The following is a 13,439-nucleotide window of genomic DNA, read 5'->3' as shown; positions in this document are numbered from 1 at the left end:
GATCTCACCCCGCCCCGGCTCAGGAGGCGGCGGGCCGTACCGCGAAGGCGAGGGAGAGCTGGTGGAAGGCGCGCCCGGCGGCGGCGACCGCCTCGGGGTGGACCTCGTCGGCGGCACGGCCGCGGGAGAGCTCCAGCCACGTACGGCGGGCCAGCACCCGCTGCGCGGCCAGCACCTGGGCGGACAGCAGCGCCGCGGACAGCTCATCGTAGTGCCCGGCCAGGGCGTCGGCGAGGGCGCTCTCGTCGGCGGCGACGTACACGGCCACGCGGGCGGCCAGGCTGGGCGTCTCGAAGACCATGCGGTGGAAGGCGAGCACCGCGGGGTGGTCGTTGAGCCCGGTGACCGGGTCGCGGCGGGCCAGCCCCGCCAGGAAGTGGTCCCGCAGGGCCGCCAGCGGGTCGCCGTCCGCGGCGCGCACGACGCGGGCGGCCTCGCCCTGGTGGTCGGCGATGCGGTGGACGACGAGGTCCTCCTTGGTGGCGAAGTACTTGAAGAGCGTGGGTTTGGAGACGTCCGCGGCGGCGGCCACCTCGGCCACGGACACCTCGTCGAAGCCCCGCTCCAGGAACAGCGTGATGGCCGCCGCCGAGATCGCCTCGTGTACCCGCTGCCGCTTGCGCTGGCGAAGTCCCGTCATGCCACCATGTTAACCTGGTTAATAACTTAACCGAGTTAAAGGAGTTGGATGAGCACGCTGGACCAGGAGCGTGACTACGTCGAGACGTGCCGCGCGGGGCTGCGGCGCATGCTGGCGGGGGCGCGCGAGAACGTCATCATCGGCGAGAGCGTGGCCGGCGACCGCTACAGCGCCGAGCGGCTGGGCCGCTACCTGAAGAGCCTGGCCAAGGAACTCGGCGAGGAGCCCGACGGGCCGCCGTTCTTCGGGCGGCTGGCGTTCGGCCAGGGCGAGCACCGCGACCGCTCCTACTACATCGGCCGCCGCCACATCCCCGGCGAGCACGGCGGCGTGCCGCTGGTCATCGACTGGCGGGCGCCGGTCTCGCGCGCCTTCTACCGGGCCGGCGCCCGCGACCCGCAGGGCGTGGCGACCCGGCGCCGCTACGGGTGGTCGGGGCCGCGGCTGACCGGGTTCGAGGACGAGGACCTGGGCCGGGGCGAGCAGGGCGGCGGCGCGATCCTGACCGCCGAGATCGAACGGCCGCGCGTGGGCCCGATGCGCGACATCGTGGCCACCATCCAGCCCGAGCAGGACGACCTGGTGCGGGTGGAGGTGGGCGAGTCGGTGTGCGTGCAGGGCGCGCCCGGCACCGGGAAGACGGCGGTGGGGCTGCACCGGGCGGCGTACCTGCTGTACGCGCACCGGGCGCGGCTGGAACGCTCGGGCGTGCTGGTGCTGGGGCCCAACCGGGCCTTCATCGGCTACATCTCCGCCGTGCTGCCCGCGCTGGGCGAGGTGGAGGTGGAGCAGACGACGCTGGAGGAACTGCTGGGCGGCGCCGAGGTCCGGGCCGGCGACCCGGCGCCCGCCGCGGCGGTCAAGCACGACGCGCGGATGGCCGAGGTGCTGCGCCGGGCGCTGTACGGACGGATCGCCAGACCCGTGGAACCGGTCGTGGTCAGCGACGGGGCGGCGCGGTGGCGGGTGTACGAGGACGAGCTGCGGCGCATCGTGGACGACACGCGGCGCGAGGGCCTGCCGTACCTGACCGGGCGCGAACGCGTGCGCTCGCGGATCATGGCGCGTGTCATCCGGCAGGCCGAGCTGCGCGGGCACCTCGTCAACGCGGCCTGGACGAAGCGGATGGGCCGGCAGGTCACGCCGTTCCTGGACGCGGTCTGGCCGGCGCCCAAGCCCGAGCAGGTGCTGGCCGACCTGCTCACCGATCCCGCGAAGGCGGCGGGCGGCGTCCTGGAGACGCACGAGATCGAGGCGATCACCTGGGCGCGGCCGCCGCGCTCGTACAAGAGCGCCCGCTGGTCGGCCGCCGACGCGGTGCTGCTCGACGAGCTGGCCGGGCTGCTGGAGCGGCCCGCGGGCTTCGGGCACGTGATCGTCGACGAGGCGCAGGACCTGTCGCCGATGCAGTGCCGCGCCATCGCCCGGCGCAGCGAGCACGGCTCGCTGACCGTCCTCGGCGACCTGGCCCAGGCCACCACGCCGTGGGCGGCGCGCGCGTGGGCCGCCCAGCTCGCCGCGCTCGGCAAGCCGGCGGCGCGCACGGTCGAGCTCACCACCGGCTTCCGTGTCCCGGCGGCGGTCGTGGAACTGGCCAACCGGCTGCTGGCCGCCCTGGAGGCCGACGTGCCGGCGACCCGTTCCTTCCGCCGGGACGGCGCGCTGAGCGTGCGGGAGACCGCCGACCTGCCCGCGGCGGTCGTGGCGGCGGTGCGGCGGGGACTGGAGCTGGAGGGCTCGATCGGGGTGATCGCCGCCGACCCGGCCGTCGACGGGCTGCGTGCGGCGCTGTGGGACGCCGGCCTGGACGCCACCCTCGTCGAGCCCGGGACCGGCGGCGACACGGCGTTCCGGGTCAGCCTGGTGCCCGCCTCTGCGGCCAAGGGACTGGAGTACGACCACGTGATCGTCGCCGAGCCCGCCGAGATCGCCGAGGCCGAGGCGCGCGGGCTCAACCGGCTGTACGTGGCGCTGACGCGGGCCGTCTCCCGCCTGGACGTGCTGCACGCCCGCCCGCTGCCCGGCCCTCTGATCACCGCAGACTCGACAGGACATGCGCGTTCGGTGTGAGATGAAGTCCAGACACGCGTGACTTTCGGGGGTCCATACCTAGGGAGCAGTCCTATGACCACACCAGACGATCCCAACGCCCGGCCGCAGTGGTCACCGCCGCCCGAGCAGCCGGGGCCCGCTCCTCCCTACGACCAGCCGTACGGCCAGGCTCCCTACGGCACCCCGCCCAAGAGCGGCTCCGGCGTCCAGATCCTGTCGATCATCGGGTTCGTGTTCGCGGCCATCGCGCTGCTGTTCATCCCGATCCTGTTCGGCCTCATCGGCATCGTGCTCGGCATCGTCGGCCACACCCGGGGCGAGTCGCTCGGCAAGTGGGCCGCGGTCGCCTCCGGCGTCACCATGATCCTCGGTATGGTCATCGGATTCCTGGTGGTCCGGAGCATGACCGCTTGACCTTGTCGTAGCGTCAAGGTTTTTCATAGAGGTATGCGGATAGGAGAACTCGCCGCCCTGGCCGGCGTCTCGACCAGGGCGGTGCGCCACTACCATCACCTCGGCCTGCTGCCGGAGCCCGAGCGGCGGGCCAACGGCTATCGCCTCTACACCCTGCGCGACGCCGTCACCCTGTCGCGCATCCGGCGGCTGTCGGAGCTGGGCCTGTCGCTGGAGGAGATCCGCGACGTGCTGGCCGACCAGCAGGGCCGCGAGCTGCGCGAGGTGCTGACCGAGCTCGACGCCGACCTGGAGCGGCAGGAGGCGGAGATCAGGGAGCGGCGCGCCCGCCTGGCCACCCTGCTGGAGCAGGAGAACCCGCAACCCGACGACGCCCTCTCACCCGACATGGCGCGTATCCTCGGCCGGCTGCCCCGGGGCGCCGGCGGCATGGCCGCGCGCGACCGCGAGTTCCTGGCGCTGCTGGACACCTCGATGCCCGCCGACCGGCGGGCCGACTTCGTGGACCCCGTCCTGGCCCTGCCGGAGACCGACCCGGAGTTCCACGCCCAGGCCATGCAGGTCTACGCCGAACTCGACGCGTTCGCCGACATCGTCCCCGACGAGGACGACCCGCGGGTGGAGGAGCTGGCCTGGCGGCTGATCGAGCTGACGCCGCGCGAGCTGATCCCCGAAGGCAGCCTGCCTATGCCCGGTGAGGAAGACCCGTTCGTGCGGGCCTTCATGGCCGACCTGAGCCCCGGGCAGGCGGTCGTCATCCGCCGCGTCATGAAGCTGCTGAGCAAGCCGTGAGGGTGGCACGCCGCATGCTGGCGCACGAACTGCGCGCTCTGGCCAGCCTCGGCTACTGGGTGCTGGGCCGGCGCCATGGCGTCGGGCCCGGCCAGGTGGCCATTCCCTACCACGCGGGCGGGTCGATCACGCTGTGGATGTTCCTGTTCGCGATCGTGGTGGAGGGCGTGGCGCTGGAGCTGTGGCTGGGCTGGCCGATCCTGACCGTCGCGCACGTCTACTTCGTGCTCGCCAACCTCGGCATGATCGCCGCCGCGCGCTCGCGGCCGCACGTGGTGGGCGAGCACGAGGTACGGCTGCGCCAAGGAGCCGCCTTCGACCTGCGCGTCCCCCGCGAGCTGATCGTCTCGGCGCGGGCCGCGAGCCGGATCCACGACTCCGGGTTCGTCACCCTGGCCGAGGGGCGCCTGGAACTGGTCGTCGACTCGCGCACCAACCTCGTGCTGGAGCTGTCGGAGCCGGTGACGGTGGTGCGGCCGCTGGGCCGTACCGGGGAGGCGAGTTCGATCAGGGTGTTCGCCGACGATCCGCGAGAATTTCTCCGGACGCTGTCGATTCCCGCGCCGCCCGCGCGTCATGGCAGTGACCGAAGGGAGAAATCATGAAGTACGTGCTGCTCGTCGTGGGCGATGAGAGGCCGTGGTCGCAGGCGGGTCCCGAGGAGCGCGCCGCCGTCTACGCCCGGTGGGGCGCCTACACCGCGATGCTCACCGAGCGCGGGGCGAACCTCGGCGGCAACGAGCTGGCCCACTCCTCCACCGCCACCACCGTCAGGAAGAACGGCGACCAGGTCCTCATCACCGACGGACCCTACGCCGAGACCGTGGAGCAGATCTCCGGCTACCAGATCGTGGAGGCCCGGGACCTGGACGAGGCGATCGAGCTGGCCGCGGCCATGCCGTCCGACGTGGAGATCAGGAGGTGCGCGTCGTGAAATACGCCCTGTTGCTGTACGGCAACGCCGCCGACTGGGCCAGCGCCACCCCGGAGCAGATCCAGGAGGGCATCGCCCGCCACGGCGCCTACATCGAGATGCTCAAGGGCCGCGGCGCCTACCTGGAAGGCGAGGAGCTCGGCGCGCCGGGCGAGGCGGTCTGCCTGCGCAGGGGCGAAGGGGAGGTGCTGCGCACCGACGGGCCGTTCGTGGAGACGGTCGAGCACCTGGGCGGCTACTACCTCATCGAGGCCAAGGACCTGGACGAGGCGATCGAGCTGGCGACCGCCTGCCCGGAGCGGACCGTGGAGGTGCGGCCGGTGGTGGAGTACTCGGGATGAGCGCCGTCGAGCAGGCGTACCGCGAGCACTGGGCGCGCCTGCTCGCCATCCTCACCGCCGAGCTGCGTGACCTCGACCTGGCGGAGGAGTCGTTGCAGGACGCCTTCGCGGCCGCGGTGCCGGCCTGGCCGCCGGTGCCGGACAACCCGCCGGCGTGGCTGCTGACCGCGGCGCGGCGGCGGGCGGTCTCGCGGCTGCGCCACATGGCGGTCGCGGCCCGCAAGCTGCCGCTGCTCGTGGTCGACGAGCCACAGGCGGGCGACGACCTGCTCAGCCTGATCTTCACCTGCTGTCATCCGGCGCTGTCGATGGAGGCGCGGGTGGCGCTGACGCTGCGCTGCGTGGGCGGGCTGGGCACGCGGCAGATCGCCCGGTTGTTCCTGGTCGGCGAGGCGACGATGGCGGCCCGGATCACCCGTGCCAAGAAGAAGATCAGCCAGGCCGGCATCCCGTACCGGGTACCGTCCGGGCCGGAGCTGGTGGCGCGCCGCGACGGGGTGCTGGCCGTGCTGTACCTGATCTTCACCGAGGGGTACGCGGCGGCCGAGGGCGAGGACCTCATCCGGACGGAACCGGCGGCGCAGGCGATCGCGCTGGCCCGGATGCTGGCCGCGCTGATGCCGCACGACAGCGAGGTCGGCGCGCTGCTGGCGCTGATGATGCTGCACCACGCGCGGCGCGATGCCCGGCTGGACGAGCGGGGGCGCATCGTGACGCTCGCCGAGCAGGACCGCGGGCGCTGGCACCGCGAGGAGATCGCCGAGGCCCTGGGCCTGCTGCGGCCAGGACCGCCCGGCCTCTACCAGGTGCAGGCGGCGATCGCCGCCGAGCACGCCTCGGCGATCCTGCCCCAGGACACCGACTGGACCGCGATCGCCCAGCTGTACGAACTGCTGGAGGCGCTGACCGGGTCGGCCGTGGTCCGCCTGAACCGGGCCGTCGCGGTGGCCGAGTCGCAGGGGCCCGCCGACGGGCTGGAGCTGCTGGCGGGCCTGGAGGAGCGGTTGCCGCGCCATCACCTGCTCCCGGCGACGCGCGCCGAGCTGCTGCGGCGGCTGGGCCGGCTGGAAGAGGCGGTGGAGGAGTACGGCAAGGCGCTGGCGCTGGTGGGGACGGCGCCGGAGCGCGAGTTCCTGCAGTCCCGCCGCGCCACCCTGCGCGCGTGACGATCACGCGGGCTCGTGCAGCCAGGTCTCGTGCAGGTGCAGCCAGCGCAGTTCCCCGTCCGCTCGCTGGAAGACGGCCGTCGACCGGCGGGCGCCGCCCTCCTGCCACTCCTGGTAGGCGGCCACCAGCAGCGGCCCGGCCTCGGCCACCACGCGCACCTCCCGGATCTCGATCCGCAGGCCGGGCATCGCGCCGCGCAGTCCGCGCACCTGGCGCATCACCTGCTCCCGTTCCAGGGTGCGGCCGTCGGGCCCGGTCAGGGTGAAGGCGGCCGCGTGCGCCCGGTCGAACTCCTCGAACCCCTGCCCCGGCTCCCCCGACAGCCAGCGTTCGATCACCTGGTGGTGGCGGACGATCTCCTGCCGCGCCGTCATCGGGGCCGTCCGGTGAGCCAGTCGATCGGGGCGGCGGGCCGTACGCCCAGGAGGTCGAGCGCGGCGGGGTCGGCGGCCAGCAGCGCGCGGTCGGCGGCGGCCCAGCGGTAGGTGTCGGCGACGGCGGCGGCGGTGACCGGGCCGGTGAGAGCGCTCAGTGCCACCTCGAAGGCGGCGGGGTTCTGGGCGTGGAAACGGGCGCCGATCGCGGCGGCCAGGTCCGCGCCGGTGACGGCCTCGGCCGCGCCGACGTTCAGGATCTCGCCCTCCAGCCCGTCGAGGGTCAGCGCGGCGTGGGTGGCGGCGGCCAGGTCGGCGTGCGACAGCCAGGCCACGGGCAGGTCGGCGGGCAGCGGGTACGCCAGCACGCCCTCGGCGGCCAGCGGTCCCGCCACCCAGGGGGCGGCCAGGTTGTCGAGGTAGATCGGCGGGCGCAGCTCCACAACCGGCAGCCCGGCCGCGCGCAGGTCGTCCCCGGCGCGGCGGCGGGTCTCGAAGGCGGGCACACCGGTGCCGGCGGCGGGCAGGCGGTTGCCGGTGTTGAACACCAGCCGCCGCACCCCCGCCGCCAGCGCCGCGTCCCGCACGTTGCGGACGTAGAGGTCCACGGTGCCGGCGTCGTAGACCATGGGCAGCATCACCGAGGCGTGGGTGACGCCGTCGAAGGCCGCCTTCACCGCCGCGCCGTCGGCCAGATCTCCGGTGAACGGCCGCGCCCCCTCGGGAGCCGGGCCGCTCCGGGTGAAGGCGCGTACGGGAAGGCCCTCGGCCAGCAGGCGGCGGGCGACCGCGCCGCCCTGGGCGCCGGCGGCGTTCATCACAAGGAAGGTCATGGGAGACAGTTTGCCCGGCTCACGGGATACGCTCCATAAAGCACGCTCTCACAATCTTTAAGGATCGTCCGGTGGATGGGGACCTGCTCAGCGACCTGCTCGCCCCGCTGCGGCTGCACGGCGTCTTCCACAGCCGCTGGCAGGCCCGCGCGCCCTGGGGCGTGGCCGGGCGGCGGGAGAGCTGCGCCCTGCTGCACTACGTCGACCAGGGCTCGTGCACCGTCGAACTGCCCGGCCACCCGCCCGTCACCCTCGCCGCCGGCGACCTGGCCGTCTTCCCGCACGGCAGCGCCCACCGGCTGGCCGACCGGCCGGGGCGGGCCACCGTACCGCTGAGCGGGGTCCTTCCCGAACGCCAGCCCGGCGGCGTGCGCACCGTCGAGATCGACGGGCCGGGCGCGCGGACCGTCATGCTGTGCGGCGGCCTGCACTACGACCGTGCCGCCGCCGCTCCCCTCTACCAGGCGCTGCCGCCGCTGTTCGTGCTGGAGAGCGCGCGGTTGCGGGCCCATCCGCTGCTGGGCGCGACGCTGGAGCGGCTGGCCGGCGAATGGGACACCGCCGCGCCCGGCGCCCGGCTCGTCGCCCTGCGCGCGTTCGAACTCGTCTTCGTCCTCGCGCTGCGCGCCGCCCTCGACGCCCCCGGCTCGGCGCTGCCTGCGGGCGCGGCGGTCCTGGAGGCGCTGCGCCATCCGGGCGTGGCCGCCGCGCTGCACACCGTCCAGACCCGCTTCGCCGAGCCGTGGACCGTGGAGACGCTCGCCGCCCAGGCGGGCATGTCCCGTTCCGCCTTCGCCGCGACGTTCCGCCGCCTGGTCGGCCAGGCGCCCATGCGCCACCTGACCGCCCGCCGCATGCAGGAGGCGGCCCGCCTGTTGTCCGAGACCACGCTGCCGCACAACCGCATCAGCGAACGCGTCGGCTACGGCACGCCGGTCGGCTTCCACCTGGCCTTCCGTCAGTGGTACGGGCTGACGCCCGGCGAGTACCGCGCCGAAGCCCGGCCGTGACTACAGGAGGGTCAGCTGTTCGGCGTCCGGTCCGGGCTTGGCAGGGGCGCGCCTGGCGAGGCGGCGGGGTCCGGCGGGGCCGGATCCGCCGATGCCGTGGCGGCGGGCCAGATCCTTCACCTGAGCGGTGACGCGCTCCTGGTAGGCGCGGGGCGCGTAGGCGCCTCTGCCGTAGAGCTCCAGGTAGCGCGGCACCAGGCGCGGGTGTTCCCTGGCCAGCCATCCCAGGTACCACTCCCTGGCCCCCGGTCGCAGATGCAGCACCAGGGGCGTCACGTGCACCGCGCCTGACACGGCGATCGCCTCGACGGTGCGTTCCAGCTCGGCCGGGGAGTCGGTCAGATACGGGAGGACGGGGGCCATCAGGACGCCGCAGCGGATCCCGGCGGCGTTGAGGCGGGCGCAGGCGGCCAGGCGGCGTGCGGGGTGCGGGGTGCCGGGCTCCACGGTGCGCCAGGCCCGCTCGTCGACGAAGCCCACCGACACGTTGACGGACACGTCGGTCACCCGCGCCGCCTCGGTCAGCAGGTCGAGGTCGCGCAGGATGAGCGTGCCCTTGGTGAGGATGGAGAACGGGTTGGCCGCATCGCGCAGCGCCTCCAGAATCCCCCGCATCAGCTGATACCGGCCCTCGGCCCGCTGGTAGCAGTCGACGTTGGTGCCCATCGCCACGTGCCCGCCCTGCCAGCGGGGCGCGGCCAGTTCGCGGCGGGTCAGCTCGGCGGCGTTGACCTTCACCACGACCTTGGAGTCGAAGTCGAGGCCGGCGTCCAGGTCGAGGTAGGTGTGGGTGTTGCGGGCGAAGCAGTAGCGGCAGGCGTGGGAGCAGCCCCGGTAGGGGTTGATCGTGTGCTGGAACGACATGCGGCTCGTGGCGGGGACGCGGCTGATGATCGAGCGGGCCCGCACCTCGAAGAAGGTCATCCCCCGGAATTCGGGCGTGTCGAATCTCCGCGTCACCGCCTCCTCGGCGAACAGCGGCACCGCAGGATCACGGTCGTCGGCCCCGGTGAGCCGCAGGTTGTCCCAGCGCATGGCATGATTAGAACAGAGGTTCGACAGTGATCGCAAAGGAAAAGAGCGTACAATTACTGGGCAAGATCACGGCTAATGATCTTCATGGTTGGGCAGAAAGTCGGAACAGAGCTTGCGTTCCGGAGGTGCACCATGGCCTGGTCGCAGGACGAGGAGAGGCTGCTGGCCCAGATCGAGCGCCACCTCGTCGACGAGGACCCGCGGCTCGTCGCGCGTCTGGAGTCGTTCAACGAGCGCGCCCGGCGCAGCGAGGCCAGGGCCAACGCGGAGGCGGTCCCCCGCCGCCGCCCGCGCCGCTCGACGATCATCATCATGATCAGCTGGCTGCTCATCGCCACGCTCGTGGCCACGCTGCTCATCCTCGTACTCCGCAACGAGGCCGCCGCCCTGGCGTTCTGATTCAGATGTACGGCCCCGCGTCCCGCCGCGCCCACCCACAGGCGAAATGTCGGATTTATGGAGCAAGTGGGTATTAACGGCGTTGATGTCGCATCGGGCATCACGAATACGTCGCGAGTACATCGGGGGAAGAGAGCAATGGCAGAGCAGCGCAAGAAACCCGCCGCCAAGTCCGGCAAGGCCAAGAAGGCCACCATCAAGGCCACCAGGCAGGCCAAGGCCGCCAAGCGCCAGGAAACGCGCAAGCCGGTGGAAGAAGCATAAGAGTCACCGGCACTGAAAGGATCAGACAGCCGGGACACCACGTCCCGGCTGTCTGACCACGGAGAGACGATGCCCGCCTACCTGCGCTTTCCCGCCATCTTCCAGGACGTCGTCGTCTTCGCCGCCGAGGACGACCTCTGGATGGTCTCCGCCCAGGGCGGGCGCGCGTTCCGTCTCACCGCCGGGCTGGCCGAGGCCGGATACCCGCGCATCTCCCCGCGCGGCGACCAGCTCGCCTTCGTCGGCCGCGAGGAAGGCCCGGAAGAGGTCTACGTCATGCCCGCCGAGGGCGGCGCCGCGACCCGCCTGACCTACCACGGCGCCCGCTGTACCGTCACCGGCTGGGACCACGACGACCGCATCCTGTACGCCAGCGACGCCGGCCAGCCCTTCGAGGGCCGCAAATGGCTCCACCGGGTCGCCCCGGGCGGGGTCCCGCAGCGCCTGCCGTACGGCCCCGCCAACTCCATCGCGTACGGCCCGCACCACATGATCGTCCTTGGCCGCAACACCGCCGACCCCGCCCGCTGGAAGCGCTACCGGGGCGGCACCGCAGGCGACCTGTGGATCGACCCCGACGGCCACGGCGACTTCCGCCGGCTCATCAAGCTGCCCGGCAACCTCGCCTCACCCTGCTGGAGCGGCGAGCGCGTCTCCTTCCTGTCCGACCACGAGGGCACCGGCAACGTCTACTCCTGCACCCCCACCGGCGAGGACCTCCGGCGCCACACCCACCACAGCGACTACTACGCCCGCAACCTCACCAGCGACGGCCACCACCTCGTCTACCACGCCGGCGCCGACCTCTACCTCCTCCCGCCCGGCGCCGACCATGCGCGGAAGATCGACGTGCGCCTGGCCTCCTCCCGCACCCAGCGCAACCGGCGCTTCGTCGAGGCCGCCGACTACCTCGACAGCGCCACCCTCGGCCCCGACGGCACCACCCTGGCCCTCACCACCCGCGGCAAGGCCTACACCATGGCCGCCTGGGAGGGCCCGGTCCGCCAGCACGGCGCGCCCCACGGCGTCCGCTACCGCCACCTGACCTGGCTCAACGACGGCGAGCGGCTGGTCGCGGCGGCCAGCGGCGCCGACGGCGACGAGACCGTCACCCTCCTCGGCCCCGGCTCCAGCACGGAGCTGGCCGAGCTCGGCCGCATCAACGAACTCGTCCCCGACCCCGCCCACGACCGCCTGGCCGTCACCAACCACCGGGGCGAACTCCACCTCCTCGACCTCGGCACCGGCCAGGCGACGCTGGTCGAGGCCAACCCCCACGCCGGCCCGCACGACCCCGCCTGGTCGGCCGACGGCACCTGGCTCGCCTACGCCAGCCCGCTCAACGCCCAGACCACCGCCATCAAGCTCCACCACCCGGAGTCGGGCCGTATCGTCCAGGCCAGCGAGCCCATCCTGGAGGACAGTGCGCCCTGCTTCGACCCGGAGGGCCGCTACCTCTACTTCATCGGCCAGCGCACCTTCTCCCCGGTCTGGGACCAGCTCCAGTTCGATCTCGGCTTCCCGCTCGGCACCCGCCCGTACGCCATCGCCCTGCAAGAGGACGCGCCCGACCCCTTCGTCCCCCAGCCCCGCCCGCTGGAGACCAAGGACGAGGAGGAGGACGAGGAGGAGGACCCCACGCCCCTCCAGGTCGACGCCGAGGGCCTGATCCACCGGGTCACCGCCTTCCCGCTGCCCGAGGGCCGCTACGAGCGCATCGCCGCCCTGCACGGCAAGGCGCTCATCCTGTCGAGCCCGCTGGAGGGCGAACCCGTCCTGCACCTGTACGACTTCGCCAAGGCCAAGAACGAGACGTTCGCGGAGGACGTCACCGACCTCGAACTCGCCCGCGACCACAAGACGCTGCTCTACCGCGCCGACGCCCGGCTCCGCGTGGTCAAGGCCGGAGAGGTCCCCGAGCACGACGACGACCCGCCCAGCCGGGAGAGCGGCTGGATCGACCTGGCCCGCGTCAAGGTCTCGGTCTGGCCGGAGCACGAGTGGCGGCAGATGTTCCGCGAGGCCTGGCGCCTGCAGCGGGAGAACTTCTGGACCGCCGACATGTCCGGCGTCGACTGGCAGGCCGTCTACGAGCGCTACCTGCCCCTCGTCGAACGCGTCAGCACCCGGGGCGAGTTCTCCGACCTGCTGTGGGAACTGCACGGCGAGCTCGCCACCAGCCACGCCTACGAAAGCGGCGGCGAGTACCGCCCGGGTCCCGACTACAGCCAGGGCAAGCTGGGCGTCGACTGGGACTACCGCGACGGCGTCTACCACATCGGCGCCATCGTCACCGGCGACCCCTGGGACCCCGAGGCCACCTCGCCGCTCAACCGCATGGGCCTCGACGTACGGCCGGGCGACGCCGTACTGGCGATCAACGGGCACCCCATCGGCGCCGAGACCACCCCGAACGAACGGCTGGTCAGCCAGGCCGACCAGGAGGTCGAGCTCACGCTGCGCCGCGGCGAGGACACCTTCACCGCCACCGTCAGGGCCATCGCCGACGAAGGGCCCGCCCGCTACCGCGACTGGGTCAACCTCAACCGGGCCCGCTGCCACCAGCGCTCGGCCGGCCGCATCGGCTACCTGCACATCCCCGACATGAGCACCACCGGGTTCGCCGAGTTCCACCGCGGCTTCCTGGCCGAGTACGACCGGCACGCCCTCGTCGTGGACGTCCGCTTCAACGGCGGCGGCAGCGTCTCGGCCCTGCTGCTGGAGAAGCTGGCCCGGCGCCGCCTGGGCTACGACTACCCGCGCTGGGGCCACCCCGAGCCCTACCCGGCCGAGTCCCCGCGCGGCCCGCTGGTCGCCATCACCAACGAGTGGGCCGCCTCCGACGGCGACATCTTCAGCCACACCTTCAAGCTCCTCGGCCTCGGCCCGCTCATCGGCAAGCGCACCTGGGGCGGCGTCGTCGGCATCTGGCCGCGCCACCGGCTGGCCGACGGCACCGTCACCACCCAGCCGGAGTTCTCCTTCGCCTTCGACGACGTCGGCTGGAAAGTGGAGAACTACGGCACCGACCCCGACATCGAGGTCGACATCACCCCGCAGGACTACGCGGCCGGAATCGACACCCAACTGGAGAAGGCGATCGACACCGCCCTTGACCTGCTCGAACGCAAACCCCCGCACACACCGGCAACTCGCGTGCAACCTTGACGGGGTGAACAGCGTC

At 72.8% G+C, this 13,439-nt stretch carries 15 protein-coding genes; 11 read left to right on the top strand and 4 right to left on the bottom strand.

Translation table 11 applies throughout. The features are described 5' to 3' along the window. Nucleotides 1–19: 19 nt before the first annotated feature. Nucleotides 20–640, bottom strand: coding sequence for a TetR family transcriptional regulator (locus ACIBHY_RS09360; RefSeq protein WP_397306396.1), 621 nt, complete (start codon nucleotides 638–640; stop codon nucleotides 20–22). 48 nt (nucleotides 641–688) lie between these two features. Here ACIBHY_RS09360 and ACIBHY_RS09355 point away from each other — a divergent pair, with 48 nt between their 5' ends. Genes ACIBHY_RS09355 through ACIBHY_RS09325 form a run of 7 tightly spaced genes read left to right on the top strand, consistent with a single transcriptional unit; the run spans nucleotide 689 to nucleotide 6,339 of the window. Next, a complete protein-coding gene (locus ACIBHY_RS09355) occupies nucleotides 689–2,710 on the top strand; it encodes a HelD family protein (RefSeq protein ID WP_397249691.1) in 2,022 nt (673 codons plus the stop codon). A 54-nt stretch (nucleotides 2,711–2,764) separates the two neighbouring features. After that, the gene (locus tag ACIBHY_RS09350; RefSeq protein WP_397249693.1) at nucleotides 2,765–3,106 is read left to right on the top strand and encodes a hypothetical protein; all 342 of its coding nucleotides are present in this window, start codon (nucleotides 2,765–2,767) and stop codon (nucleotides 3,104–3,106) included. A gap of 33 nt (nucleotides 3,107–3,139) precedes the next feature. Then, nucleotides 3,140–3,898, top strand: a complete 759-nt coding sequence (locus ACIBHY_RS09345) for a MerR family transcriptional regulator (RefSeq protein WP_397306395.1) — start codon at nucleotides 3,140–3,142, stop codon at nucleotides 3,896–3,898. Then, entirely contained in the window at nucleotides 3,895–4,503 is a 609-nt protein-coding gene (locus tag ACIBHY_RS09340; RefSeq protein ID WP_397306394.1) for a hypothetical protein, read from the top strand. Before ACIBHY_RS09345 ends, ACIBHY_RS09340 begins: the two co-directional genes overlap by 4 nt. Beyond that, nucleotides 4,500–4,832 (top strand): YciI family protein, encoded by a 333-nt coding sequence (locus ACIBHY_RS09335; RefSeq protein ID WP_397249699.1) that lies wholly within the window; start codon nucleotides 4,500–4,502, stop codon nucleotides 4,830–4,832. The genes ACIBHY_RS09340 and ACIBHY_RS09335 overlap by 4 nt, the downstream gene beginning before the upstream one ends. Continuing rightward, nucleotides 4,829–5,173, top strand: a complete 345-nt coding sequence (locus tag ACIBHY_RS09330) for a YciI family protein (protein ID WP_397306393.1) — start codon at nucleotides 4,829–4,831, stop codon at nucleotides 5,171–5,173. The genes ACIBHY_RS09335 and ACIBHY_RS09330 overlap by 4 nt, the downstream gene beginning before the upstream one ends. After that, nucleotides 5,170–6,339, top strand: coding sequence for an RNA polymerase sigma factor (locus ACIBHY_RS09325; RefSeq protein ID WP_397249703.1), 1,170 nt, complete (start codon nucleotides 5,170–5,172; stop codon nucleotides 6,337–6,339). Before ACIBHY_RS09330 ends, ACIBHY_RS09325 begins: the two co-directional genes overlap by 4 nt. Before the next feature lie 3 nt (nucleotides 6,340–6,342). On the opposite strand, the gene ACIBHY_RS09320 is transcribed toward ACIBHY_RS09325, so the two are convergent. Both ACIBHY_RS09320 and ACIBHY_RS09315 read right to left on the bottom strand, forming a co-directional pair. Next, nucleotides 6,343–6,714, bottom strand: coding sequence for a DUF4440 domain-containing protein (locus ACIBHY_RS09320; RefSeq protein WP_397306392.1), 372 nt, complete (start codon nucleotides 6,712–6,714; stop codon nucleotides 6,343–6,345). After that, the gene (locus ACIBHY_RS09315; RefSeq protein WP_397306391.1) at nucleotides 6,711–7,547 is read right to left on the bottom strand and encodes an SDR family oxidoreductase; all 837 of its coding nucleotides are present in this window, start codon (nucleotides 7,545–7,547) and stop codon (nucleotides 6,711–6,713) included. Before ACIBHY_RS09315 ends, ACIBHY_RS09320 begins: the two co-directional genes overlap by 4 nt. A 71-nt stretch (nucleotides 7,548–7,618) precedes the next feature. Between ACIBHY_RS09315 and ACIBHY_RS09310 the strand changes: the two genes are divergently transcribed. After that, nucleotides 7,619–8,557: an AraC family transcriptional regulator gene (locus ACIBHY_RS09310; RefSeq protein WP_397306390.1), complete on the top strand. Its 939-nt coding sequence runs from the start codon at nucleotides 7,619–7,621 to the stop codon at nucleotides 8,555–8,557. On the opposite strand, the gene ACIBHY_RS09305 is transcribed toward ACIBHY_RS09310, so the two are convergent. After that, nucleotides 8,558–9,592 carry an Rv2578c family radical SAM protein gene (locus ACIBHY_RS09305; protein ID WP_397249711.1) on the bottom strand — a complete coding sequence of 345 codons (1,035 nt, stop codon included), beginning with the start codon at nucleotides 9,590–9,592 and terminating at the stop codon, nucleotides 8,558–8,560. A gap of 132 nt (nucleotides 9,593–9,724) precedes the next feature. Here ACIBHY_RS09305 and ACIBHY_RS09300 point away from each other — a divergent pair, with 132 nt between their 5' ends. The 3 genes from ACIBHY_RS09300 to ACIBHY_RS09290 all read left to right on the top strand — a co-directional run bounded on the left by ACIBHY_RS09300 (nucleotide 9,725) and on the right by ACIBHY_RS09290 (nucleotide 13,423). Further along, entirely contained in the window at nucleotides 9,725–9,991 is a 267-nt protein-coding gene (locus tag ACIBHY_RS09300; RefSeq protein ID WP_397249713.1) for a DUF3040 domain-containing protein, read from the top strand. 138 nt (nucleotides 9,992–10,129) lie between these two features. Continuing rightward, the gene (locus ACIBHY_RS09295; RefSeq protein ID WP_379624270.1) at nucleotides 10,130–10,255 is read left to right on the top strand and encodes a hypothetical protein; all 126 of its coding nucleotides are present in this window, start codon (nucleotides 10,130–10,132) and stop codon (nucleotides 10,253–10,255) included. A gap of 69 nt (nucleotides 10,256–10,324) precedes the next feature. Further along, the gene (locus ACIBHY_RS09290; RefSeq protein WP_397306389.1) at nucleotides 10,325–13,423 is read left to right on the top strand and encodes a S41 family peptidase; all 3,099 of its coding nucleotides are present in this window, start codon (nucleotides 10,325–10,327) and stop codon (nucleotides 13,421–13,423) included. Nucleotides 13,424–13,439 lie beyond the last annotated feature (16 nt).

The sequence above is a fragment of the Nonomuraea sp. NPDC050547 genome, from assembly GCF_044457345.1.
In the GTDB taxonomy this organism is placed as follows: domain Bacteria; phylum Actinomycetota; class Actinomycetes; order Streptosporangiales; family Streptosporangiaceae; genus Nonomuraea.
Note: the sequence above shows the minus strand (reverse complement) of the source record. Positions and strands in the feature narration are given on the sequence as shown.